A 24818-nucleotide genomic window follows, 5' to 3' on the forward strand; every position below is an offset into this window, starting at 1 on the left:
GTGTGTCCGCAGGCCGATGCAGAGCCCCACTCGTCATGCGCGGGCTTGACCCGCGCATCCATCCTTCGTCAGAAGGGGATGGATTGCCGGGTCAAGCCCGCCAATGACAGATCGGTCGCTGCGCTCGCGCCGGCCATTGCTATCGTTCGTTCGTAAAGATGATCGTGCCACTTGCGGCGAACATGCCGCCGACGCCGTGGCAGACCGAGATCTTCGCATTCGGCACCTGCGCCGGCGCGATGCCGCGCATCTGCCGCACGCTCTCCTGCAGCGCGTACATGCCGTACATGCCGGAGTGCATGTAGCTCAGCCCGCCGCCATTGGTGTTGAGCGGCAGCTTGCCGCCGGGGCGGGTGTTGCCGTCGGCGATGAACTTGCCGGTTTCCTCATGCGGCATGAAGCCGAGATCGCCGAGGCCATAGAGCGGCAAATGCGCGAAGGCGTCGTAGATCATCAGATGATCGACGTCCTTGTGGGCGATGCCGGCCTCCTTGAACGCCATGGGGCCCGCCACCTTGAAGGCACGCGACGAGTCAAACGTCTTCATCTGGCTGACCATCGGCGTCTCCACGCTCTCGCCGGTGCCGAGGATGTAGACCGGCTTCTGCGGGAAATCCCTGGCGCGGTCGGCGGAGGTCAGGATCAGCGCGCCGCCGCCGTCGGTGACGAGGCAGCATTGCAAGAGCCGGAACGGGTAGGCGATCATCCGCGAGTTCAAGACGTCGGCGACCGTGATCGGATCCTTCATGGTCGCACGCGGGTTCTTCGCCGCCCATTCGCGCTGCACGACCGCGACCATCGCGAGCTGCTCATGCGTGATGCCGTGCGTCTTCATGAAGCGCAGCACCGGAATCGGGAACATGCTCGGTGGCCCGTAGACGCCGAACGGCGATTCGAACTGACCGTTGAGGCTGTCGGGTGCGGTGAAGCGCGGCTGCTTGCCGATCATCGACTTGCCGCTCTCGGCATGCGTGATCAGCACGGTCTTGCAGAGGCCGGCCTCGATCGCGGCGGCGGCGTGGCGGACATGCAGCATGAAGGAGCAGCCGCCGACCGAGGTGCCGTCGACCCAGGTCGGCGTGATGCCGAGATAATGCGCCATCTGCTGCGGGGTCTCGACCGCGGTGGCGAAGCCGTCGATATCGGACAGCTTCAGGCCGGCGTCCGCGATCGCGTTCAGCGCCGCGTCTGCGTGCAGCTGGATCTGCGACATGTTCGGGATGACCCCGAGTTCGGTGGTTTCGGCCGCGCCGACGACGGCAACCTGGTTCCTGCGCATCACATTACCCCTTTGCCGGGCGGAACAGGGGAAGGGTGATCTTGTCGTCGAGCGCCTCGAAGGCGACCTCGAGCGGCATGTCGAGCTCGAGCGCTTCCGGCGTCTGCGGACAATCGATGATGTTGCTCATCATGCGCGGACCTTCGTCGAGCTCGACGATCGCGATCGCATAGGGCGGCGTGAAGCCGGGGGCGGCGGGACGATGGTTGATGACGTAGCTGTACAGCTTGCCCTTGCCGGTGGCCTTGAAGACCGAGACCTTGCGCGAGGCGCAGGAGGGGCAGAACGGGCGCGGCGGAAAGTAGACATTGGCGCAGGCGTCACAGCGCTGCAGGCGCAGCTCGCCGGCCTTGGTGCCGTCCCAGAAATGCTGGGTCTCAGGTGTCGGTTTTGGTTTCGCGCGCGCGGGCTCGGCCATGTCTGATGTCTCCTCCCGAAATCGTTACGGTCTTGATGCGCCATCGAACCAAGGCCCGTCAACGGTCCATCCATGCCCCGCGCAGCGGCCTGTGTCCTGCGCATGCCGCATATTCCGCCCCTCGCACAATTGCTAAGGCCGCGATGCTTGTGTCGCTCCGGTCCGGCGCGTAGAAGGGCCGCGGTCCAAGATACGTCGAAAGACCGGTCCACGAGACGTCCAAGATACCCGGGAGGAATAACATCATGCTGAGGATCATCGGCGCGGCACTCGCTGCCAGCCTCGCATTTGCCACGCAGGCAATCGCCGCCGACGCACCGTCGGAGATCAAGATCGGCACGCTCTACGCGTCCTCGGGGCGCTACGCCTCGATCTCGATGCCGGTCTACAGCTCGCTCAAATTGTGGGTCGAGCAGAAGAACGCCGAGGGTGGCGTGTTCGTGAAGGCGTTCGACAAGAAGATCCCGATCAAGCTCGTGTCCTATGACGACCAGAGCAACACCGCGACCGCCTCGACGCTTTATAATCAGCTCGTCACCCAGGATAAGGTCGACCTGCTGGTTGCCGATTCCGGATCGGTGCTGACGGCGCCCGCGGTTGCGATCGCGCGCGACCACAAGATGTTTCTGTTCGACCAGACAGGCACCGGCGCGAGCTTCTTCTCCAAGGACAATCCCTACATCGCGCTGATGGCCGACCCGGTGTCGACGATCTGGCCGAAGCCGGTCGCTGACTTCATCAGCCATGACGGCCCGGGCCTCGGCATCAAGAAGATCGCCATCCTCTACGCGACCAACGAGTTCACGGGCACCCAGGCCAACGCGTTCCGCAAGTTCGTCAAGGAGTCCGGTGCGCCGATCGAGATCGTCTACGACCAGGGCGTCCCGACCGAGACCACCAACTACAACGTCATCATCAACAACATCAGCAACACCAATCCCGACGCGGTGATCCATTTCGGCTACGCGCCGAACGACATCGCCTTCCTGCGCAACGTCCAGGACGTCGGCACCAAGTTCAAGATGCTGTTCGCGATCTATGCCGGCCTCGAGACCGAGCTGCTCGAGAAGAACGTCGGCGCCAAGGGCCTCGAGCATGTCTGGACGTACGTGCCGCCGTCCGAGCTGGATTATCCCGTCAATTTCGGGATGACCATGAAGGATTTCCGCGCTGCCTGGACCAAGAAGTACAACGACGGCAAGATGGAGTTCGGCTTCAACGCGGTGGCGGGCTACACCACCGCGCTGGTGATCGAGAAGACGTTGTCGGTTGCGACCAGCCTCGACCAGATGGAGCTGCGCCGCGCGGTGTTCTCGCTCAGCGGCCAGCTCAAGACGCTGGACGGCACCTTCGCGCTGGATGAGACCGGCGGCCAGATCGGCGAGTTGACGCCGCTCGGCCAGCTCACGGTCGACGAGCACGATCACATCAAGTTCGTCTCGATCTATCCGCACGAGACCGCCACCGGCAAGCCGATCTATCCGGCGCCGTGATGCAGGTGAGTGCACTAGACGTAGTCTTCGGCGGCGAGCGGTAGCATGACCTATGCGCTCGTTGCCGGCGTGCTGTTCGGGCTGTATTTCAGCCTGGTCGGCATCGGCCTCAACCTCGTGTTCGGCGTCATGCGCATCGTCAACCTTGCGCATGGCGACATCCTGATGCTGGGCGCCTTCATCGCGCTCGGCGTGGTCGGCATTGCCGGCATCGACCCGCTGTTCGCGGTGCCGTTGGCCTTCATGGTCTTCGTGCTGGCGGGCGTGCTGTTGTACTGGGTGCTGGTGCCGCGGTTGCAGGGGTCGGCCAACCCGGAAATGCTGTCGATCATCCTGTTCTTCGGCCTGTCGCAGGTGATCGAAGCCGTCACCACCATCTTCGCCGGTACCAGCGAGCGGTCGATCCAGAGCCGGCTGCTCGGCACCGTGTTCACGACCATCAAGGTCAAGTGGTTCGGCGGCAAGGCGGGCGGGGCAGGGCCGATCCAGATCTTCGGTCAGGGATTTCCCGCGCCGTGGGTGATCGCGGCCTGCACCAGCCTCGTCGCGATCGCGCTGGTGTACCTCTATCTCTACCACACGCGGCTCGGCACCCTGACCCGCGCGGTGATGTCACGCCGCGACGAGGCCTTGGCGACCGGCATCGATGTCGATCGCGTCTCGGCGGCGGCGTTCGGCATCGGGCTCGGGATCGCGGCGGTCGCCGGCGTGTTCGCGCCCTTCATGTTCGGCTCGGTGACGCCGGCGTTCGGCGCCGATGCGACGGTGACCTCGTTTGCGATCGTGGTGCTCGGCTCGCTCGGCAACCCGCTGGGCACCGCGCTCGGCGGCGTCGTCTACGGCCTCTGCTACATGCTGGTGCAGACCTATCTCAGTTCCTGGGCCGACCTCTTGCCCTATGTGTTGTTGATCGTGATCCTGTTGTTGCGCCCGAGCGGTCTGCTCGGAAGGCGGGTGCGCGTTGCATAACGCCTCGAAACACCTGCTGTTCATCCTGGCGCCGCTGGTTGTGGTGTTCGCACTGCTGCCCGGCGTCTATCAAAACCATCTGCTGCTGTTCAACTTCGTGATCTTCCTGATCCTCGCGCAAGGCGTGAACATCATCTATGGCTTCACCGGCTATCTGCCGTTCGGCTATGTCGGCTTCTTCGGCGCCGGCGCCTACGGCTTTGCCATCATGGTGATGCATCTGCAGACACCAGCCCCCTTGGCCGTGCTGGTCGGCGGCGTCGTCGCGGTCGCGCTCGGCCTGTTGCTGACGCCGCTGTTGCGGCTGTCGGGCGCGTATTTTGCGATCGCCAATCTCGCGGCCTCGCTCGCGGTGCTGCACTTCGTCGCCAACCCGGCGCTCGAGGGGATCACCAAGGGCCCGTATGGCGTGTCGCTGACCGGCACGTTCAACCCGACCCATGCCTATTATGCGGCCGTCGTCGTCATGGCGCTGACGGTCGGCGCGGTGATCTATCTCAAGAACTCACCGTTCGGCCTGGCGCTGCAGGCCGTGCGCGAGGATGCGGTGTCGGCCTCGATGGCCGGCGTCAACATCATCAAGATGCGGGTGATCGCCTGGCTCGCCTCGGCGCTGGTCGCCGGCCTCGCCGGCGGCATCTACGCCTGGTACGTCTCGGTGTTCTATCCGGACAACGTGTTCTCCGGCGAGTTCAGCATCTTCGCGATCGTGTTCGCGTTGTTCGGCGGGGTTGCCACCATCACCGGACCGATCGTCGGCGTGCTGATCCTGTACGGCATCTACAATCTGATCGGCTTCACGACGCCGCAATATTTCCAGCTGATCTATGGCCTGCTGATCATGGGACTGGTCCTGTTCCTGCCCGCCGGGCTGGTGTCGCTGGCAACGCGCAGGGGGTGGCATGTCCCCTGAACAAAGCTCCATCCTCAAGGTCTCGAAGCTGGTCAAACGGTTCGGCGGCTTCCACGCGCTCGACGGCCTGAGCTTTCACGTCGTACCGGGCGAGATCCTCGGTCTGGTCGGTCCGAACGGCTCCGGCAAGACCACGGCGATCAATGTGATCTCGGGTCTCTATGCGCCCGATGGCGGCGAGGTCGTGTTCGACGGCGCGTCCTCGGGCGGCGTCGCCTCGCACAAGCTCGTTCACCGCGGCATCAATCGCACCTTCCAGGTGCCGAAGCCGTTCCTCTCGCTCACGGTGCGTGAGAACATCCAGGTGGCGCTGGCCTATGGTGGCGCGACCGGCACGCCGCCGTCGATCGCCGAGCTGCTCGAGGATTTCAGGCTGAAGGAGGTCGCGGACCGTCCCGCGGCCGATCTCAACAGTGCGCAGCAGAAGATGCTCGATCTGACCCGCGCGCTCGCGACGCGCCCGCGGCTGTTGCTGCTCGACGAGCTCGCCGCCGGCCTCAATCCGGCGGAGCTCGACTGGATCGCCGGCCGCATCAAGGCCTTGGCCGCGACCGGCATGGCGATCATCGTGGTCGAGCATCTGATGGGCTTCATCGAGCAGATCACCGACCGCGTCATCGTGCTCAATGCGGGCAAGGAGATTTTCGAAGGCACGCTCGCGACCGCAGTGCGCGAGCCGCAGGTGATCGAAGTGTTTTTGGGAGGCGAGCATGCCCACTGATGCAGCATCGCTCCTGGACGCCAAGGGCGTCGATGCCGGCTACGGCACCATGCAGGTGTTGTGGGGCGTCGATCTCGACGTCCGCCCCGGCGAGACAGTGTTGTTGCTCGGCGCCAATGGCGCGGGCAAGACCACGTTCCTGAAATCGCTGGTCGGGCTGATCGAAGCCCGCAGCGGCCACATCAAGCTCGGCGGCGAGGACATCACCAGGATGCGATCGTCCGACCGCATGAAGCGCGGCATGACCTATATGTCGGAGCTTGCGGTATTCCCCGATCTGTCGATCGAGGAGAACATCCGCGTCGGGGCGCAGGCGCTCGGCCATGCCAATCCGGGCGCGCGAGTCGACGAACTGTACGGCCTGTTTCCGGTGCTGCGCGACAAGCGCCGCGATCCGGCCTCCAGCCTGTCCGGTGGCCAGCGCAAGATGCTCGGCATCGCCAAGGCGCTGTCGGCCGAGCCGAAGCTGCTGGTCATGGACGAGCCGTCGGCCGGGCTGTCGCCGCTGTTCGTCAAGGAGGTGCTTCGCGCCTTGTCGAGCCTGCAAGGCCGTGGATTGGCGCTCTTGATCGCTGAGCAAAATATCGGTTTTCTTGAGATTGCCACCCGCGTATTCGTGCTGGAGGGCGGGCGGATCCGGTTTTCCGGCACGGTTGCCGAGATGAGCGGCAATGAAGAGCTGCACCGGGCCTATTTCGGGCTGAAGTGATGCCGGCGCACCGGTCTGGAAATCGGCGCCGGTTCGCGCGACAATCAGCTGCAAGACTTTTTGAATTGCAAGCCAGCAAGCCGTGAAGTGCAAGCCGTAAAGTGAAAGCCATGCCGAAAAATCCGACACTCGCCTCCCTTGCCGCCGATCTCGCCAGCGGCGCAACCACCGCCCGCAAGCTCGTCGAGCAATGCATCGCCAGGATCGCCGATCCGTCAGGCGAGGGCCAGCGCACCTTCATCCATGTCGACCGCGAGGCGGCGCTGGAAGCCGCCGACGCCATGGACCGGCTGCGCAAGGCCAATGCGGCGCCGTCGCCGTTTGCCGGTGTTCCGGTCTCCATCAAGGACCTGTTCGACATCAAGGGGCAGGTGACCCGCGCCGGCTCCCGCGCGCTGGATGATTCCGCGCCGGCGGATGCCGATGCGCCTGCCGTGGCACGGCTCAAGCGCGCCGGCTTCATCGTGATCGGCCGCACCAACATGACTGAGTTCGCCTATTCCGGCATCGGCATCAATCCGCATTACGGCACCCCGAAGAGCGCCTGGAACCGGAGCGTCGGCCATGTGCCCGGCGGCTCGTCCTCGGGCGCGGCGGTCTCGATCGCCGACGGCATGGCGTTCGGCGCGCTCGGCACCGACACCGGCGGCTCCTGCCGGATTCCGGCCGCCTTCAACGGCATCGTCGGCTACAAGCCGACGCAGCGCCGGATTCCGCTCGATGGCGGCGTGCCGCTGTCGTTCACGCTCGACAGCTACGGCCCGCTGGCCAATTCAGTCGCCTGCTGCGCCGCGCTCGATGCCGTGCTGGCCGACGAGCCGGTGACGCCGATCGCCCCGCGCCCGGTGAAGGGCATGCGGCTCGCGGTGCCAACCACAGTCGTGCTCGACGACCTCGACGATGCGGTCGCAAAGACCTTCGAGCGCGCGCTGGCTGCGCTGTCGCGCGCCGGCGCGTTGATCGAGCGGATCGAGGTGCCGGAGCTGCTCGATGTCGGCGTGATGAACACCAAGGGCGGGTTTTCAGCGGCCGAGAGCTATGCCTGGCACCGCTTCCTGCTGGCCAGCAAGGGCGACATCTACGATCCCCGCGTCGCGGTGCGGATCCAGCGCGGCGAGGGCTTCCTGGCGGCCGACTATGTCGACCTCATCAACGCGCGCCGCTCCTTCATCGCCCGGACCGAGGCGCGCATCGCGCCGCATGACGCGATGGTGCTGCCGACCACGGCGAACCTGCCGCCGACCATTGCGAGCCTCGCCGATGACAAGGCATTCGCCACGGAGAATTTGCGCGCGCTGCGCAATCCCTCGCTGATCAACGTGCTCGACGGCTGCGCCATCTCGCTGCCCGCGCATCGCGAGGGCGAGGCGCCGGTCGGCCTGATGCTGGCCGCCGCGGGTGGTTCGGATCGCCGCATCTTCGAGCTTGCGGCCGGAATGGAGACCGTCATCCGTGTTTGATCTCACCTTCAATGTCGACGACAAGGGCGTCGCGACGCCGCTCACGCTCGAAATCAAGCAGGCCGTGATTGCCGGCTGGACCGGCCGCGATCCGGTGGCGCGCGACAAGCACATCGCCGAGCTCGAAGCGCTCGGCATTGCACGGCCCGCGACGACGCCGATCTATTACCGCTGCTCGGCGCGCCGGCTCACCTTCGCCGACACCATCGAGGTCTGCGGCGAGGACTCCAGCGGCGAGGTCGAGTTCGTGCTGATCGGCTGGCAGGGGCGCATCTTCGTCGGCTGCGGCTCGGACCACACCGACCGCAAGGTCGAGAGCTACAGCGTCACGGTGTCGAAGCAGATGTGCGACAAGCCGATGGCATCTGAGCTGTGGGAGCTCGAGGACGTCATCGATCATTGGGACCAGCTGATCCTGCGGTCCTGGGCCACAATCGGCGGCCAACGCGTGCTCTACCAGGAAGGCACGCTCGATCACATGCTGCCGGTGAAGGACCTGATCGCGCGCGGCTTCGACAAAGGCGCGTTGCCCGACGGCTGCGCCATGTTCGGCGGCACCTTCGCGGCCAAGGGCGGTATCCGCCCGGCCAGCCGGTTCGAGTTCGAGCTGGAAGACCCGGTGCTGAAGCGGAAGATCAGCCACGGATATGACGTGGTCACGCTGCCGGTCAGGGGCTGATTTCCTTCCGCGCGTGATCCTGTCGAGATCTGGGTGGTACTTCCTCCACGCGTCGTCCCTGCGAAAGCAGGGACCCATACGCCGCGGCTTTCGCAAAGGGCACGCGGCCAGACGGCTTTCTCGCAACCGGCACCTGTGGTTATGGGTCCCTGCTTTCGCAGGGACGACACCGTGATTGTGGCACCGTTCTCGGCATATTTGGATCGGAAATCGGGTGGCGCCAGCTGCGCTCATGGGCCAGATTCCACCCCATGACGACAGCAACAGCCAAAACCATCACTCGCCCCGCCACCGGCATCCCGGCCCGCGTTGACGCGCTCGACTGGGACCGGATCACGGCCGACCTCGACGGGCAGGGATGCGCCGTTCTGGGCGGCCTGCTAACGCCAGAGGAATGCGATGCCATCGCCGCGCTCTATCCCGACGACGGCCACTTCCGCAGCCGGGTCGTAATGGGTCGCCACGGATTTGGCCGCGGCGAGTACAAGTATTTCTCCTATCCGCTGCCGGACCTGATCGCGGAGCTGCGGCCGGCGCTCTATGCGCAGCTGACTGCGACAGCCAATCGCTGGAACCAGACGATGGGGATCGAGATCAGCTATCCGCCGTCGCATGCAGCGTTCCTGAAGCGCTGCCATGACGCCGGGCAGACGCGGCCGACGCCGCTGCTGCTGCAATATGGCGAGGGCGACTACAATTGTCTGCACCAGGATCTCTATGGCGAGCACGTGTTCCCGATCCAGGTCGCGATTCTGCTGTCGCAGCCGGGGTGCGATTTCACCGGCGGCGAATTCGTGCTGACCGAGCAGCGGCCGCGGATGCAGTCGCGGCCCGAGGTGGTGCCGTTGACCAAGGGCGATGCGGTGGCGTTTGCCGTACATCATCGTCCGGTGCAGGGGACGCGCGGGCCGTATCGTGTCAATCTGCGCCACGGCGTCAGCCGGCTCAGGTCCGGCCATCGCCATACCGTTGGTGTGATCTTCCACGACGCAAAGTGAGTGTGCACAGGCGTGGCTGCTGATCTGTTCGAGATGGTTGGTGATGTCCGGCCGCCGCGCGAGACGATCGCCGACGGCGCGATGCTGCTGCGCGGCTTCGTCCGGCCGTTCGAGGCCGAACTGATCCCGGCCTTGCGTCTCATCGTCAAACAGGCGCCGTTTCGGCACCTGATCACGCCGGGCGGCCACCGCATGTCGGTCGCGATGACGAATTGCGGCAGCGTCGGCTGGGTCTCCGATCCCAGCGGCTATCGCTATGATCCGATCGATCCTGACTCGGGACAGCCATGGCCTGAAATGCCGGAGGTGCTGCGCGGGCTCGCCGCCGAGGCTGCGGCTGCGGCCGGCTTCAACGGCTTCGCGCCACAGGCTTGCCTGATCAACCGCTACGTCCCCGGTGCAAAACTGTCGCTGCATCAGGACAAGGACGAGCTCGATTACGGCGCGCCGATCGTCTCGATCTCGCTCGGGTTGCCTGCGATCTTCCTGTTCGGCGGGCTGAAGCGCAGCGACACGCCGCGCCGCTATCGGCTCGAACATGGCGATGTTGCGGTGTGGGGCGGGCCGTCACGGCTATTTTATCACGGCGTCGCGGCGCTCGCTGATGGCGAGCACAGCGTACTCGGCCGCCAGCGCATCAATTTGACCTTCCGCAAGGTGCGCTAAAGCGCGGGGTGGTCTAGACTTGGCGGATGACCACCAAGGCCGACCGCGCCGTCAACCGCACCGGCGTCTATCTCGCCGTGCTGCAGCTCGTGTTCACGCTGGGCTGGACCACCTACCTGATCTATCTGCCGAAGCTGTGCGCCGATGTCGGCATCGCGCCGTCGACCGTCATCCTGATCCTGATGATGGACCAGGGCATCTTCACGGTCACCGACACCGCGATGGGCATGGCCGCCGACAGGATTGCAAGCCTGGTCGGTCGGCTCGGCGTGTTCGTCGGCGTTCTCGCCGCGATCTCCTGCGCCGCCTTCGTCGCGCTGCCCTATGTGGCTGGGACCGGGCCGGGCGCGAAATTCTGGCTCATCGTGCTGATCGTGATCTGGTCGGTCACATCGTCGGCCTTGCGCGCGCCGCCACTCACGCTGCTCGGCAAGTATCGCGCGCAACCCTCCGTCCCGTTCCTCGCCGCGCTGGCGATGCTGGGCTACGGCGTCGCGGGTGCGGTCTCGCCCTATCTCGGCGTCGTGCTGCGCGATCACGATGCGCGGTTGCCGTTCGTGCTGTCCGGCGCCGTGCTGCTGCTGACCGCGCTCGCGTTTTCAGGCATCGAGCGCCGCGCCGCGGCCGAGACGCAGCCCGCACGGCCCGCCACGCCGGCAAGGCGGCTCGGGGCGGTGCCGATGTTTCTGATCGGATCGATGGTGCTGCTGTCGCTCGGCTATCAGCTGCACTTCAACATCAACAGCGCACCATTCTATTTGCGCTTTGCCAAATCAGATGAATTGCAATGGCTGATGCCGGTGTTCTGGATCGGCTTCAACATCGCGATGTTTCCGGCGAGCATTGTCGTCAAGCATCGCGGCGGCCTGATCGTGATGGGCGCGGCGGGATTGCTCGGCGCATTCGCCATCGTCGCCGCGGAGATTGCCGGAAGCCTCAACGTCCTGATCGTGGCGCAGTTCATGGCGGGAGCGGCCTGGGGCTGCATGCTGATGAGCGCGGTGTCCGCGGCGCTTGCGATCGGGGAGACCGGCGCCGAAGGCAAGGTCACCGGCCTCGTGTTCTCGGCGCTGGCGCTCGCGACCTTTGCGCGGATGGCGGCGGTCGCGGGCGGGCTGCAGAAGATACCGGACTATGCGCCGCTGGTGCACTGGGCGCCGGTCGCCTGCTGGTCGGTCGCCGGCGCCGGCCTGCTCGTGATCGCCGCGTCGCGGCTGCAACGCGGCTTGAAAAACGCCTAATTGTTCCTCGCCGGATGGATGAACGCCCAGGGCGAGACTTCCGAATCCGTCGGCACTTCCACCGAGATCACGTAGGGCCCGCCATCGGCGAGCGCCTTCTCCAGCACGGCACGGAAGTGATCGGGCGAGGTGACGCGCGCGGCGCCGACGCCGAAGGATTCCGCGAGCTTGACGAAATCGGGATTGACGAGGTCCGAGGCGACGACGCGGCCGTCGAAGCGCTCGCGCTGGTCGCGGCGGACATTGCCATAGGCATTGTTGTTGAACACCAAGGTCACCACGCCGATCTTGAACTGCACGGCGGTGGCGAGCTCCTGCACGCCGAACATGAAACCGCCGTCGCCGGTGATCGCGACCACCGGCTTGTTCGGATTGGCGACCTTGGCGCCGAGCGCGGTCGGGAAGCCCGAGCCGAGCGTGCCCTGATAGCCCGAGGTGATGAAGGTGCGCGGTTCGTAGATCGGAAAGCCGTACCAGGAGGCGAAGCCGACCTGCGACAGCTCATCGGTGACGATGGCGTTCGCCGGCAGGACCTCGCGCAGGATCTTCAGGTAGGCCATCTGCGGCTGGATGCGCTGGATCTCCAGCTCGGCGGCCGCGGTCGCCTCGCGGATCGCGGCGCGTCGGCCGGAGGTCTTGCTGTAGCCGGCCTTGCGCACGGCTGCGATGAGGTCGGCGGTGCCGGCCTTGGCGTCCGCGATCACGCTGGCATCGGCCGGCCAGCGGCGCAGCTCGACCGGATCGATGTCGATGCGCACGCATTTCAGGCCGGCCGGCTGATACGGCCAGCGCGACATCGTCGGCAGCTCCATGCGGGTGCCAACGCCGATCATCAGGTCGGTCTTCGGCCACAGCTTGTAGGCCGCGGCCATGGTGAGCCCGAGCTCGTGCGCGTTGGAGACGATGCCGCGGCCGCTGCGGAAAGCGACCACCGGCGCGTCGATCATCTCGGCCAGCTCCAGGATCTCCTCGCGAGCCTCGATGGCGCCGCTGCCGACGAAAATCATCGGCGCCTTGCTGCCGGCGATCAGGTCGGCGGCGGCCTTGATGTGGTCCGGATCGGGCTGCGGCGCCGGCAACGGATCGAACGGCTTGACGGGGGCAACCCGGGTGCGCTGGGTGAACACATCCCAGGGCATCTCCAGCGACGCGGGACCGCGCCGGCCCGACAGCATCTCCTGGAATGCGCGCGACACCAGCGCGGGCGCGTTGTCGGGATATTCGATCCGGTCGGCCCATTTCACGAAGGTGCGCAGCGTCGCAAGCTGGTCTGGCATCTCGTGCAGATGGCCGCGGCCCTTGCCGAGAAATTGCGTCGGCACCTGGCCGGTCAGGCACAGCACTGGCTCGTTGCAGCCGAATGCGGTCAGCAGCGCCGCCGAGGCGTTGAGCACGCCGGGACCGGGCACGACACTGAATACGCCGGGCTTGCCGGAGGAGCGGGCGTAGCCGAACGCCATGTAGCCGCAGGCCTGCTCATGCCGGGCGCCGATCACCTTGAGCTGCGCCTGGTGGAAGGCATCGAACAGGCCGTAGATCTGCGCGCCGGGCAGGCCGAACACGGTGTCGACGCCGTGGGCGACGAGGCCGCTGACGATCGCTTCGCCGCCGGATGTTGAGGTCATGGCACTGTCCATTTGCTCTGAGGTTAGGTGGCTTCGTCGACGACGCCGTTGCGCAGGATGCCGACGCCTTCGGCCTCGACCTCGACGACATCGCCGGGCTTCAGATAGCGCGGCGGATCGAACCGCGCACCTGCGCCGGTCGGGGTGCCCGTGACGATGATGTCGCCGGGAACCAGCGTCGTGAAGGTCGAGATGTAGTTGATGAGGTAGCGGAAGCCGAAGATCAAGCGCGAGGTGCGGTCGTCCTGCCTGACTTCGCCGTTGACCCGCGTGGTCAGCCGGATATCGGCGATCTGCGCCTCGCCGGTGTAAGGCACGATCCAAGGGCCGAGACTGCCGGTGGAATCGAAGTTCTTGCCCTGGGTGACGTTGAACTTGGCGTGGCGCACCCAGTCGCGGATGGTGCCTTCATTGCAGAGCGTGATCGCGGCGATGTGATCGAGCGCGGCGCTCTCGGCAATGTGCCGGCCGGCCTTGCCGATCACGAGCACCAGCTCGCCCTCATAGTCGAGTTGCGGCGAGATGCGCGGCCGCACCACCGGCGTGTTGTGACCGACGAAGGAGCGCGGCACCCGCAGGAACATGCTTGGGTACTTCGGTGCATCCGAGCCGTCCTTGTACTCGGCATTGCGGTCCGGATAGTTGACGCCGATGCAGATGATCTTGTCCGGCGCCGGGATCGGCGGCTGCCAGGTGACTGTGTCCATTGCGTGGTCGGGCGCGCGCTTGGCGGCGTCCTCCACGAGTCTTGCGAGCGCACCGGCGGCAATCGCCTCACGCAGGGTCGGATAGTCCTTGGCGAAACGCGACGAGAGGTCGACGATACCAGTGTCAGTGACGGCGCCATACAGCGTGGCGCCATTGATGGAATAGGTGGCGAGGCGAGGGGCTGACATTAGCAATCCATTTCTTGATGTCGTCCCGGCCAAGCGAAGCGCGAGCCGGGACCCATAACCACAGGCCTCACATTATGGCACGCGGGGTGTCGATCTTGGCAGCAACGCGGTCCTGTGGTTATGGGTCCCTGCGTTCGCAGGGACGACGTGTTGAGGGAGGCGGGCACTAATCGGCAACCAGCACGTCGGCGACGAAGCGCGGCTCGCGCACCGCCTGGCCGGCGAAGGTCGAGCCTTCCTCGAACCAGGAGCGCGGCGCCGGTGCGCCCCACAGAGTCTGGCGGCGCGGATCGCGCAGCGACCAGCGCAGCGGCTCGTGGTCGTGATCGCCGGTGAAGTAGTCGCTGGTGTAGAGTTCGATGCGGTGGCCGTCGGGATCGCGGATGTAGAGGAAGAAGGCATTGGAGATGCCGTGCCGGCCCGGGCCGCGCTCGATGTTGGCGAGGAAGCCCGAGGAGGCCATCACGTCGCAGAGATGCACGATGTTCATCGCGGTCGGCACCCAATAGGCGATGTGGTGCAGGCGCGGGCCACGGCCGTTGGTGATGGCGAAGTCGTGGACATTGCCCTTGCGATGCATCCAGGCGGCGGCGATGCGGCCCTGGTCGCCGTCCTCCTCGGCATATTCGGTGAGGCGGAAGCCGAGCCGGGCGTAGAAGTCGACGGTGTCCTGCACCTCGGCGGCGAACACGTTGAAATGGTCGAGCCGCTGCGGATGGCAGCCCTTGTAGAGATCGTAGCGCCGCAAGAGATGCGGGCGCTTCTCCATCGTGGCGTAGAGCTCGATCTGAAAGCCGAACGGATCGGTGAATTGCAGCGTGCGGCCCTGGAACGGCTGGTCGACGAAGGCGTAGCTAATGCCGTTCTCGGAGCAGAACGCCGCCGCCTTGTCGAGGTCGCCGTCATTGCCGACCTTGAAGCCGAGGCGGTTGCAGGCGGCCTTCGCCGCCTTGCGCAACACCACCGAGTGATGCTGGTGCTCTTCGCTGGCGCGCAGATACACCGACTTGTCGTCGCGGTCCTCGATGTGGAGGCCGACGGTCTTCTCGTAGAAGGTGGCGCTCTTCTCCAGATCCGTGACGTCGAGCACGGCATGGCTGCAGCGGATGATGTTGAACGGCGGATCGAAGACGTGTGTCGGCACTGGCATGGCGGTTTCCTCAATTTTTATCCGTCATTCCGGGGCGATGCGCAGCATCGAACCCCGGAATCTCGAGGTTCCGGGTTCGCTTCGCGCCCCGGAACGACGTGCAATCACATTCCCAGTTTCTGAATCTTGTGCGTCCCGCGCGCGAGCGAGACGTGCTTGGTTTCCATGTAGAAGTCGAACGAGTAGTCGCCGCCGTCGCGGCCGATGCCGGAGGCTTTCATGCCGCCGAACGGGGTCGGCAGATGGCGGACGTTTTCCGAGTTGAGCCAGATCATGCCGGCTTCGAGCGCATCCGCGACGCGCAGCGCGCGGCCCACGTCGCCGGTCCAGACATAGCCGGCGAGGCCGTATTGCACGCCGTTGGCGATCTCGATGGCGTCAGCCTCGTCGCGGAACGGGATCACGGTCAGGAATGGACCGAACACCTCCTGCTGGGCGACGCGCATTGTCGCGTTGGCGCCGGTGACGAGGGTCGGCTGCACATAGTGCCCACCACCCGGACCGTCATGCGGCTTGCCGCCGACCGCAATCGTCGCGCCGTCCTGCCTGGCGACGTCGAAATAGCTGCAGACCTTGGCGAAGTGCCGTTCGTGGATCAGCGGCCCGATCTCGGTCGTCGGATCGAGGGGATGACCAACCTTGAGTGCCTTCACGCGCGCGGTCAGCTTCTCGATGAATTTTTCGGCGATGCTCTCCTGGACCAGGAGGCGGCTCGACGAGGTGCAGCGCTCGCCGTTGAGCGAGTAGATCATGAACACGACGGCATCGAGCGCGCGGTCGAGATCGGCATCGTCGAACACGATCACCGGATTCTTGCCGCCGAGCTCGAAATGCACCCGCTTCAGCGTCGGCGCACCCTGTGCCATGATCGCCGAGCCCGTCGTGCTCTCGCCGACGAAGCCGATCGCCTTGATCGCGGAGTGCTCGGTCAGCGCCTTGCCGGCGTCCTCGCCGAAGCCGTGCACGGTGTTGAAGACGCCGTCGGGCAAACCGGCCTGTTTTGCGAGTTTGACCAGCAGATCGGCGGTCACTGGCGACCATTCCGCCGGCTTGTGCACGACCGTGCAGCCCGCGGCCAGCGCCGGCGCGATCTTCCAGGTCGAGAGCATGAACGGCGTGTTCCACGGCGTGATCACGCCAACCGGGCCGATCGGCACGCGGGTCGAGATATTCCAATGCTCGTCCGAGGGCGTGTTGAGGCCGTCGCGGGCTTCGGCGCATTTGTCGGCGAAGAAGCGGAAATTCTCGGCGGCGCGGATCGCGGCCTTAGCCATGAAGCGGTGCGCCTGGCCGGTGTCGATGCATTCGAGCACGGCGATGTCGTCGGCGCGCGCCTCGATCGCGTCAGCCACGCGATGCAGCAGCTTGCGCCGCTGCGTGGCCGGCATGTCGCGCCATGCCTTGAAGGCCTTGGACGCGGCGGTTGCGGCACGGTCGATGTCCTCGGCGTTGCCGCGCGCGACGGTCGCCAGCACCGTGCCGTCGATCGGCGATTTCGTCTCGAAGGTCTGGCCCGAAGCCGCCGGCACGACCTTGCCGTCGATTACATGGCCGATGCCTTCGGCTTTCAACTTCGCGAGAAGAGGACCGGCGCGATCGCGGTTGGCGTGGAACACGTCGGCTGACGATTTCGGGGTGGCTTTATCCATTGACCGTCTCCACCTTCAGTGCGTCGTGGATGTTGTTGCGTTTCCAGCTCGTTTCCTTGTCGTTGATCTGCATGTCGAACGACAGAGCGAACTTGCTGTTGGCGAATACCGGATCGAGATGGGCCGACAGCGCCTTGAAGATGTGCTCGCCGGCCTTCTTGCGCGCGGCGAGGTCGCGGCCTTCGCCGAGCCGCAGCACCATGTCGAGGAAGCCGTAAGTCTTGCGGCCGTCGGCGATCGCGTAGTGCTCGCATCTGACGGCGCGCACGCGGATGCCGCCGAGCGGGAAGATGCCGGTCTCGACCGCGGCCTTGCGGACCAGTTCGACGGTCGCGCCCATGTCGACGAGCCCGTCGAGATTGGCGGAGTATTCAATCGTGAAATGCGGCATGCAGCTCTCCTGCTGAGTGCGTCAGGCGAAGTAGCAGCTCACGGAACCGTAAGGTCCGTAGTCGGCCTGGATGGTGTCGCCCTTGCGGGTCTCGATCGGGCGGATGAAGGAGCCCGCCAGCACGATTTGCCCGGCCTCCAGCGCCAGCCCGTTCGGCGCGATCTTGTTGGCGAGCCACGCCACCGCGGTCGCCGGATGATTCAACACGCCGGCGGCGAGACCGGTTTCCTCGAGCTGGCCGTTTCGGAAGCAGAGCGCGCCGATCCAGCGCAGATCGGCTTCGAGCGGACGGATCGGCCGGCCGCCAAGCACGATGCCGGCATTGGCGGCGTTGTCGGCGATGGTGTCGAAGATCTTGCGCGTCGCCTTGGTCTCAGGGTCGACGCGCTCGACCCTGGTATCCAGGATCTCCAGCGCCGGCACCACGAAGTCGGTGGCGTTGAGCACGTCGAACAGCGTGCAGTTCGGTCCCGCCAGGCGATGCTTCATCACGAAGGCGAGTTCTGCCTCGACGCGGGTCGCGATGAAGCGGTCGGTCGGCACGAGGCCGCCATCGGCAAAGAACATGCCGTCGAGCAGGATTCCGGAATCCGGCTCGTCGATATTGAGCGCGCTCTGCATCGCCTTCGAGGTCAGGCCGATCTTGTGGCCCTTGACGACGCGGCCCTGCGCCACCTTCATCTCGACCCAGGCCTTCTGAATCGCGTAGGCGTCTTCGAGGGTAATGCGGGGGTATTCCAGCGAGAGCTGGCGGATTTGCTTGCGGGTCTTTTCCGCGCTGTCGAGCCGTTCGGCTGCAGCGCGGATATCGTCCTTGGAGAGGGCCATGCGTGCTACACAAAAGTGGATGTCGGGAGATGATTAACATGTTAAGTGAATTCCCGCAAACTGAATCAGGGCATGTTGCGATGCAAAATTTCGTTGCTGTGGATTGAGCATGGCACGCAAGAAATCATTGGATGAGGTCAGGCCGGGGCAGGGCGACGACGCATCGTCGCGACGGACCCCGATGCGCGAGTTCTCCCGCTCGCTGCCGATGTCGCTGCTCCGCGCGCGCGAGGCGGTGATGCGGCAGTTCCGTCCGTCGCTGCGCAATCACGGGCTGACCGAGCAGCAGTGGCGGATCCTGCGTGCGCTCACCGCGGTCGACGAGATCGAGGTCACCGAGCTCGCCCGCGTCGCGTTTCTGCTCGGCCCGAGCCTGTCGCGTATCCTGCGTGATCTCGAGGCCCGCGCGTTGATCGAGCGCAAGGCGGCAGAGAACGACGGGCGGCGCGCGGTGGTCTCGATCTCCGCCAAGGGGTTGAAGCTGATCGAGGCGGTGGCGCCGACGTCGGAGGCGATCTACGCCGAGATCACACGGCGATATGGCGCGCGCAGGCTTGCCGAGTTGCACGACATGCTCGGCGCGCTGGAGGCAAGCCTCGCTGGAATGGGCTCGGCCGATGACGCCGAAGTCGAGGCTGGCGAGTAGCCGGGAATTTGCGCGACGCAGCCGCTCACGCCATGTAGGGCACGCGCGAGATCACGTTGATGGCGCGGAATTCGGCGATCCAGCCGGCGACCTTGGAGTGCGACCACTCGATATGGCGGCGCAAGGTCGCGGCCGCCGCATCGCCGTCGCGGGCGCGCAAGGCTTCGATGATCACCAGATGCTCGTCCATGAAGGAATCGATCTGCGGTGCGGTCAGCGCGACCTGGATGTGCTTGCCGATCACGAAGGCGCAGTGAGTGCGCTTGAGCGCTTCGATCATCTCGCGATTGACGCCGTAACCCAGGCAACGGATATGGAGGTCGCCCTCGATCTCATCGAGCTCGCCGACGCCGACGCGGCTGCGGAATTGGATGCCCTCGCGCAGCCGCTCCGCCATCCGGTCAAGTAGTACGGTCGGAATCCTCGCCGCAGCGGATTTGAGCAGCAGCGGCTCGAGGGTTGCGCGCACCTCGAAGATGTCGCGGAGGCGATCCTCATCCAGCGGCACGACATACCAATGCGCCTTCGCGCCTTTCTCCAGGATTCCGATCGCCTGCGCACGTAGCAGCAAATTGCGCGCAACCGTGCGCCCGACCCGGAAGTGCCGCGCCAATGCGAGCTCGCTGACGCGGAAGCGTCCGAACAGCGACCGGTAGATGATCTCGCGTTCGAGCTTGTAGTAGAGCGCATCCCAGGCGTCGCTGCGCACCGCCTCGACGGGGCCGTCGGTCAGCCCGAACATCTCCGGCGTGATCGGAACGCGCCGCGGGTCGACCTTGCGCTTGCCGGCGATCACGCCGCGGCCGTCGAAGCGGCGCACCAAGCCGATGTGCTCGAGCTGTTCGAAGGCCTGCCGCACCGGCGAGCGGCTGGAGCCGAACAAGGTCGCGATCGCCGATTCGGAGAGAACCGTGCCGGCTGGCACGTCGCCGGCCCGGATGTGCTTCGCCAATGCGCTCTTGATCAGCGCGTAGGCCGGCTGTTTTCGTCTGGTCTGCGATTTCGCTCTTGGAATCGACATCGATGACTGCCCGCCGGTCACACTATCATGTGATCCCGTCATGGTCGCTGGTAGCAGGCATTTACACACCGTTGCCAGCGAACTTCTGACTATTGCGTGCAATGTGCAATCATGTTTAGCTACCTCAAACGCCAGATTGAGGGCCGCCGTTGCGCGTCATGTGCGCTGCAGCGGCGCTCAGGTTTGTTCGTCGCGCCGATTGATGGCTGCGGATAGGGCAGCAGATCGACGCGTCAGCTCGTTTCAACGCAGCCGACATGCAAGTTCGGCGCACCAAAGGGAGGATTGAATGAAACTGACGAGGCGTGAGTTTTCCGCCGGCTTGGCGGCAGGTCTCGCTGCTCCCGCGCTAATGCGCAGCGCTTGGGCGCAGGGGGCGACCATCAAGATCGGCATGTGCGTGCCGGTGACCGGACCGGCAGCGGAGCAGGGCCTGTGGGCCCAGAATGGCGCCAAGCTGGCGCTGGCCGCGGTCAACAAGGCCGGCGGCGTGCTCGGCAAGCAGGTCGAGCTCGTCATCGAGGACGACCAGACCACCAATCCGGGCATCGTGCTGGCGTTCTCCAAGCTTGCCGCGCAATCCGACATCGTTGCTTTCCTCGGCTCGATCCGCTCGACCCAGGTGCAGGCGATGGCGCCCGACGTGATCAAGGTCGGCAAGCCGGTGATGATCGGCGGCACCAATCCCGATCTCACCCATTCCGGCAATCCCTGGCTGTTCCGCTTCCGCCCGAACGACAATTATTCCGGCCGCGTGATCGCCGATTTCGGCGTCACCACGCTCGGCAAGAAGAAATGGGCGATCGTCCATTCTACCGACGCCTTCGGCACCGCTGGCGGCAAGGCGCTGTCAGAGGCGCTGACCAAGCTCGGCGCGCCGCCGGTGCTTGACCAGGGCTACGCCAACCAGAGCCAGGACTTCACCCCGGTCGTACTGGCCGTGAAGCAGTCCGGCGCCGACGTGCTCGGCACCTACTTCACCTTCGAGAACGACCTCGGCATCTTTGCCCGGCAGTTGCGGCAGCTCGGCGTCAACATCCCCTGGGTCGGCTCGCCCTCGGTGGTGGCGGTCTCCTCGACCAAGCTCGCCGGTCCCGCGCTGTTCGGCACCTACGGCGTCGCCGACTTCGCCGAAGACTCGAGCGATACCGCGAAGGCGTTCGGCAAGGCCTATCGCGATGCCTACAAGACCGCGCCCGACAACCAGAGCGCCTGGCCTTACGACGCGATCACCATCCTGTCGGCGGCGATCAACAAGGCCGGCTCGACCGATCCGAACAAGATCCGCGACGCCATCCTGGCGACCCAGAAATTCGCCGGCGCCGAAGGCGAGTATAATTTCGACAAGAACGGCGACGGCCTGCACGGCTACAATGTCGTGAAGAACGACAAGGGCAAGATCGTCTACGACAAGCACATCGACTTCAACGATTGATCTGACAGTCGGGGAGGCACGAATGGATGGGTTCCCTCCCCCCTTGCGGGGGAGGGTTAGGGAGAGGGGTAGGCCGCACGGGCGGAATTCGTGGCTTACCCCTCTCTCCAACTCTCCCCCGCAAGGGGGGAGAGAGCCCTACCACCTCCCGCGTGGTCCTAAACGAGAGGCTGTGTACGACAAGCACACCGATCCGGCCGGTGCCGGGATATTCGCTTCCCCTCTAACCGAACGTTTGTCATGGATCTGGTTCTACAACTGCTGTTCACAGGAATCGGCATCGGCGCGGTCTACGCGTTGGTGGCGCTCGGTTTCGTGTTGATCTTCCGCGCCACCAACGTGGTGAACTTCGCGCAAGGCGAATTCTCGATGGTCGCCGCCTATCTGATGGTGGTGTTCTCGGTCGATCTCGGCTGGCCTTACTGGCTGTCGTTCCTGATCGCACTCGCTGGCATGGCGCTGTTCGGCGTCATCTTCAATCTCGGCGTCTACTATCCGCTGCGCCACCGCACCTATCTGCCGGTCATCATCGCCACCATCGGCGCCTCGATCCTGCTGTCGAACTCGGTGCTGGCGATCTACGGCCCGCAGCCGCAGGTGCTGCAGGGCTGGTTCGATACGCCCGGCATCCAGCTCGGCCCGGTCTATCTCGACAGCCAGTATCTCCTGATCATCGGCGTCACGATCCTCCTGGTGCTGTTCAATTTCTGGTTCTTCGAGAAGACGCTGCTCGGCAAGAAGCTGCAGGCGACCTCGCAGGACAAGGAGATGGCCTCGCTGCTCGGCATTTCCGTCTCCACCATGATCATGATCACCTTCATCTATTCGGCCGTGCTCGGCGGTCTCGCCGGCATCCTGGTGGCGCCCGTGCTGTTCGTCTCGATCCAGATGGGCTCGACCATCGCGCTGAAGGCGTTTGCCGCAACCATCATCGGCGGCTTCGGCGATGTCGCCGGCGCCATCGTCGGCGGCCTGGCGCTCGGCGTGATCGAAACGTTCGGCGCCGCCTACATTTCGGTGCCGTACAAGGACGGCTTTGCATTCCTGGTGCTGATCGCCTTCCTGGTGTTCCGGCCGCAAGGCATCTTCGGCGAACGTGTCGCGGAGAAAGCATGAGTGCCAGCGACAACATGATTCCGGTGCCGGCCGTGCGCTCGAAGCCGTTGATCATCCGCCATTTGCCGTATTTCATCGGTGCAGCCGCGCTGGTGGCGCTCGCCGCCGGCATGCAGTTCGACGGCTACATCCTCAACATCCTGCTGCAGGCGACGACCTTCTCGATCGCGGTGTTCGGGCTTTCGGTCGTGCTTGGCCTGTGCGGCCAGATCAACCTGGCGCAGGCCGCGTTCTTCGGGTTCGGCGCTTATGCCGTCGGCCTCGGCACCGCCGACCTGCATCTGAACTTCTGGCTTTGCCTAGTCGGCGCCTGTGCGATCACGCTGGTCGCCGGCGCGTTTTTGGGCATGTCGACCCTGCGGCTCGGCGGGCATTACCTCGCGATGGTGACGATCTCGTTCCAGCAGATCGTGACGCTGGTGATGATCAACGCCATCGGCGTGACCCACGGGCCGGACGGCGTCGCCAACATTCGCCGGCCCGAGCTGTTCCAGTCCTCGCAAAGCTATCTGGCCTTCTGCGTCGCGATGCTTGCGATCGTCGGCTATCTGGTCTGGCATTTGCCTGACACCAAGCTCGGCCGCGCCATGCGCGCGGTGCGCGACAATGAGCTCGCGGCCGGCGTCAACGGCATCGACGTGTTCCGCACCAAGGTCTACGCCTTCGCGGTGTGCGCGGTGCTCGGCGGCCTCGCGGGCGGCTTGTTCGCCGGCGGCTTTGCCTATGTCAGTCCGGACCAGTTCTCGTTTGCGGAATCCATTCAGTTCCTGACCATGTCGCTGCTCGGCGGCGTGGCCTCGCCGATCGGCTCGGCGATCGGCACCGGGCTGTTGATCCTGATCCCGGAATGGCTGCGCTTCCTGAAGAGCGTGCCGGGCCTCTATCTCGCGATCTACGGACTGTCGGTGATCCTGATTATCCGCTTCATGCCGGACGGCATCTGGGGTTTCGTGTCCGACGCGTTCACACGCTGGCGCGCGCACACCAAGGCGCCGCCGGTCGCGGGAGCGCTCCTGCTCAAGCCCGCGACGACCGGCGGCGACATCGTGCTCGAAGTCACCGGGCTCTCGAAGCATTTCGGTGGCCTCAAGGCGGTCGACGGCGTCGACATCGCGGTGAAGCGCGGCAGCGTGCACGCGCTGATCGGACCCAACGGTTCCGGCAAGACCACCACGCTGAACGTGCTGTCCGGTCTCTACAAGGCGACCGCGGGCAAGATCGTGCTCGACGGCACCGACATCACCAGCATGGCGCCGCATCAGCGCACCGCGGCGGGGCTCGGCCGCACCTTCCAGAACATCCGCCTGTTCCGCTCGATGACGGCGCTGGAGAACGTCGAGATCGGCGCCGAGCGTCCCGGCAATACCATGATCGGGAAGGGCGACGATGCGCTGACCGAGCGCGCGATGGAGGCGTTGACCTTCGTCGGCCTCGGCAGTCGCGCCAACGAGCTGATCTCGAGCTTCTCCTATGGCCACCAGCGCCTGATCGAGATCGCGCGGGCGCTGGCCTCGAACCCGACCTTGCTGCTGCTTGACGAGCCGGCCGCCGGCCTCAACTCGACCGAGAAGCTCGAGCTGCATGAGCTGCTCAAGCGCATCGCAGCGCAAGGCCTCACCATCCTGATCATCGATCACGACATGACGCTGGTCTCGGAAGCGGCCCAGCACATCACCGTGCTGAACTTCGGACGCCGCATCGCCGACGGCGAGTCCATGGCGGTGCTGCGTCATCCCGACGTCGTCTCCGCCTATCTCGGGAGCGAATGATGCCGCTGCTCGAAATCCGCAATCTCGTGGTCCGCTACGGCGAGATCGAGGCGCTGCGCGGCGTCACCATCGCCGTGGAGCAGGGGCAGGTGGTTACGCTGCTCGGCGCCAACGGCGCCGGCAAGTCGACCACGCTGCGCGCGATCTCTGGCCTCGCCAAGCCCGCCTCCGGCGACATCCTGTTCGACGGTCATTCGATCGCCGGCCTCGGGCCGGAAGCGATCGTGCGGCTCGGTATCTCGCACGTGCCGGAAGGCCGTCGCGTGTTTCCGGGCCTCACCGTGAAAGAGAACATCATGCTCGGCGCGTCGAACCGGAAGGTGTCGGCGTCGCAGATCTCGCGTGAGGCCGACGCGATGTTCGACCTGTTCCCGGACATCCGCGCCTTCTCGAACGCACTCGGCTGGACGCTGTCCGGCGGCCAACTGCAGATGGTCGCGGTCGCGCGCGGCCTGATGGCCAAGCCGCGGCTGTTGCTGCTCGACGAGCCCTCGCTTGGGCTCGCGCCTGTGATCGTGCAGGCGGTGTTCCGCATCATTTCGCAGATCAGGAAGGACACCACGGTCTTGCTCGTCGAGCAAAATGCGCGCATGGGACTTTCGGTCGCCGATCACGGCTTCGTCCTGGAAACCGGGCGGATCGTGCTGGGCGGCAAGCCCGACGAATTGTGGGGCAATGAAGCCATTGCCGCGGCCTATCTCGGCGGTCACGCCAAATCCCACGCCTAGAATTCACCGTGCTTCATC

General features: G+C 65.3%; 24 protein-coding genes. 15 read left to right on the forward strand and 9 right to left on the reverse strand.

Annotated elements, in window-relative coordinates:
- Window positions 1–139: 139 nt before the first annotated feature.
- Both ACOIX3_RS13145 and ACOIX3_RS13150 read right to left on the reverse strand, forming a co-directional pair.
- Window positions 140–1279: a thiolase C-terminal domain-containing protein gene (locus ACOIX3_RS13145; protein WP_420970236.1), complete on the reverse strand. Its 1140-nt coding sequence runs from the start codon at window positions 1277–1279 to the stop codon at window positions 140–142.
- A gap of 4 nt (window positions 1280–1283) precedes the next feature.
- Window positions 1284–1697, reverse strand: coding sequence for a Zn-ribbon domain-containing OB-fold protein (locus ACOIX3_RS13150; protein ID WP_024579400.1), 414 nt, complete (start codon window positions 1695–1697; stop codon window positions 1284–1286).
- Between the two features lie 245 nt (window positions 1698–1942).
- Between ACOIX3_RS13150 and ACOIX3_RS13155 the strand changes: the two genes are divergently transcribed.
- From ACOIX3_RS13155 to ACOIX3_RS13200, 10 genes are all read left to right on the forward strand, one after another.
- Window positions 1943–3190, forward strand: a complete 1248-nt coding sequence (locus tag ACOIX3_RS13155) for an amino acid ABC transporter substrate-binding protein (protein ID WP_420970237.1) — start codon at window positions 1943–1945, stop codon at window positions 3188–3190.
- A gap of 45 nt (window positions 3191–3235) precedes the next feature.
- Complete coding sequence (locus ACOIX3_RS13160) at window positions 3236–4159, forward strand: branched-chain amino acid ABC transporter permease (protein ID WP_092125078.1); 924 nt, start codon at window positions 3236–3238, stop codon at window positions 4157–4159.
- On the forward strand, window positions 4152–5072 hold the full coding sequence (locus ACOIX3_RS13165) for a branched-chain amino acid ABC transporter permease (protein ID WP_212311150.1): 921 nt from the start codon (window positions 4152–4154) through the stop codon (window positions 5070–5072). Before ACOIX3_RS13160 ends, ACOIX3_RS13165 begins: the two co-directional genes overlap by 8 nt.
- Window positions 5062–5793, forward strand: coding sequence for an ABC transporter ATP-binding protein (locus tag ACOIX3_RS13170; RefSeq protein ID WP_420970239.1), 732 nt, complete (start codon window positions 5062–5064; stop codon window positions 5791–5793). The genes ACOIX3_RS13165 and ACOIX3_RS13170 overlap by 11 nt, the downstream gene beginning before the upstream one ends.
- Window positions 5783–6502, forward strand: coding sequence for an ABC transporter ATP-binding protein (locus ACOIX3_RS13175; protein WP_420970240.1), 720 nt, complete (start codon window positions 5783–5785; stop codon window positions 6500–6502). The genes ACOIX3_RS13170 and ACOIX3_RS13175 overlap by 11 nt, the downstream gene beginning before the upstream one ends.
- A 110-nt stretch (window positions 6503–6612) precedes the next feature.
- Window positions 6613–7962: an amidase gene (locus tag ACOIX3_RS13180; RefSeq protein ID WP_420970241.1), complete on the forward strand. Its 1350-nt coding sequence runs from the start codon at window positions 6613–6615 to the stop codon at window positions 7960–7962.
- Window positions 7955–8641, forward strand: a complete 687-nt coding sequence (locus ACOIX3_RS13185; protein WP_420970242.1) for a DUF2848 domain-containing protein — start codon at window positions 7955–7957, stop codon at window positions 8639–8641. Before ACOIX3_RS13180 ends, ACOIX3_RS13185 begins: the two co-directional genes overlap by 8 nt.
- Window positions 8642–8892: 251 nt before the next feature.
- Window positions 8893–9639 carry a 2OG-Fe(II) oxygenase gene (locus tag ACOIX3_RS13190; protein WP_420970243.1) on the forward strand — a complete coding sequence of 249 codons (747 nt, stop codon included), beginning with the start codon at window positions 8893–8895 and terminating at the stop codon, window positions 9637–9639.
- A 12-nt stretch (window positions 9640–9651) separates the two neighbouring features.
- Window positions 9652–10305 (forward strand): DNA oxidative demethylase AlkB, encoded by a 654-nt coding sequence (gene alkB, locus ACOIX3_RS13195; RefSeq protein WP_420970244.1) that lies wholly within the window; start codon window positions 9652–9654, stop codon window positions 10303–10305.
- Between the two features lie 26 nt (window positions 10306–10331).
- Window positions 10332–11546 (forward strand): MFS transporter, encoded by a 1215-nt coding sequence (locus tag ACOIX3_RS13200; RefSeq protein ID WP_420970245.1) that lies wholly within the window; start codon window positions 10332–10334, stop codon window positions 11544–11546.
- On the opposite strand, the gene ACOIX3_RS13205 is transcribed toward ACOIX3_RS13200, so the two are convergent.
- The 6 genes from ACOIX3_RS13205 to hpaH form a co-directional block, all read right to left on the reverse strand.
- Complete coding sequence (locus ACOIX3_RS13205; RefSeq protein WP_420970246.1) at window positions 11543–13171, reverse strand: thiamine pyrophosphate-dependent enzyme; 1629 nt, start codon at window positions 13169–13171, stop codon at window positions 11543–11545. The genes ACOIX3_RS13200 and ACOIX3_RS13205 overlap by 4 nt on opposite strands.
- 23 nt (window positions 13172–13194) lie before the next feature.
- Entirely contained in the window at window positions 13195–14067 is an 873-nt protein-coding gene (locus ACOIX3_RS13210) for a fumarylacetoacetate hydrolase family protein (protein ID WP_420970247.1), read from the reverse strand.
- A 166-nt stretch (window positions 14068–14233) separates the two neighbouring features.
- Window positions 14234–15217, reverse strand: coding sequence for a 3,4-dihydroxyphenylacetate 2,3-dioxygenase (gene hpaD, locus ACOIX3_RS13215; RefSeq protein WP_420970248.1), 984 nt, complete (start codon window positions 15215–15217; stop codon window positions 14234–14236).
- Between the two features lie 104 nt (window positions 15218–15321).
- The gene (hpaE, locus tag ACOIX3_RS13220) at window positions 15322–16866 is read right to left on the reverse strand and encodes a 5-carboxymethyl-2-hydroxymuconate semialdehyde dehydrogenase (protein ID WP_420970249.1); all 1545 of its coding nucleotides are present in this window, start codon (window positions 16864–16866) and stop codon (window positions 15322–15324) included.
- On the reverse strand, window positions 16859–17257 hold the full coding sequence (locus tag ACOIX3_RS13225; protein ID WP_420970250.1) for a 5-carboxymethyl-2-hydroxymuconate Delta-isomerase: 399 nt from the start codon (window positions 17255–17257) through the stop codon (window positions 16859–16861). Before ACOIX3_RS13225 ends, hpaE begins: the two co-directional genes overlap by 8 nt.
- Before the next feature lie 21 nt (window positions 17258–17278).
- Entirely contained in the window at window positions 17279–18085 is an 807-nt protein-coding gene (hpaH, locus tag ACOIX3_RS13230) for a 2-oxo-hept-4-ene-1,7-dioate hydratase (protein WP_420970251.1), read from the reverse strand.
- A 109-nt stretch (window positions 18086–18194) separates the two neighbouring features.
- Between hpaH and hpaR the strand changes: the two genes are divergently transcribed.
- Window positions 18195–18731, forward strand: a complete 537-nt coding sequence (gene hpaR / locus ACOIX3_RS13235; RefSeq protein WP_420970252.1) for a homoprotocatechuate degradation operon regulator HpaR — start codon at window positions 18195–18197, stop codon at window positions 18729–18731.
- Window positions 18732–18756: 25 nt separating this feature from the next.
- Here hpaR and ACOIX3_RS13240 read toward each other — a convergent pair whose 3' ends face one another.
- The gene (locus tag ACOIX3_RS13240; protein WP_420970254.1) at window positions 18757–19752 is read right to left on the reverse strand and encodes a GntR family transcriptional regulator; all 996 of its coding nucleotides are present in this window, start codon (window positions 19750–19752) and stop codon (window positions 18757–18759) included.
- A 289-nt stretch (window positions 19753–20041) separates the two neighbouring features.
- On the opposite strand from ACOIX3_RS13240, the gene ACOIX3_RS13245 reads away from it, so the two are divergent.
- From ACOIX3_RS13245 to ACOIX3_RS13260, 4 genes are all read left to right on the forward strand, one after another.
- The gene (locus tag ACOIX3_RS13245) at window positions 20042–21187 is read left to right on the forward strand and encodes an ABC transporter substrate-binding protein (protein ID WP_420970255.1); all 1146 of its coding nucleotides are present in this window, start codon (window positions 20042–20044) and stop codon (window positions 21185–21187) included.
- Between the two features lie 240 nt (window positions 21188–21427).
- The gene (locus ACOIX3_RS13250; protein WP_029082157.1) at window positions 21428–22303 is read left to right on the forward strand and encodes a branched-chain amino acid ABC transporter permease; all 876 of its coding nucleotides are present in this window, start codon (window positions 21428–21430) and stop codon (window positions 22301–22303) included.
- Entirely contained in the window at window positions 22300–24072 is a 1773-nt protein-coding gene (locus ACOIX3_RS13255; RefSeq protein ID WP_420970256.1) for an ABC transporter permease subunit, read from the forward strand. The genes ACOIX3_RS13250 and ACOIX3_RS13255 overlap by 4 nt, the downstream gene beginning before the upstream one ends.
- Window positions 24072–24800, forward strand: a complete 729-nt coding sequence (locus ACOIX3_RS13260; RefSeq protein WP_420970258.1) for an ABC transporter ATP-binding protein — start codon at window positions 24072–24074, stop codon at window positions 24798–24800. Before ACOIX3_RS13255 ends, ACOIX3_RS13260 begins: the two co-directional genes overlap by 1 nt.
- Window positions 24801–24818 lie beyond the last annotated feature (18 nt).

The sequence above is a fragment of the Bradyrhizobium sp. B120 genome, assembly GCF_049075665.1.
Lineage (GTDB): Bacteria > Pseudomonadota > Alphaproteobacteria > Rhizobiales > Xanthobacteraceae > Bradyrhizobium.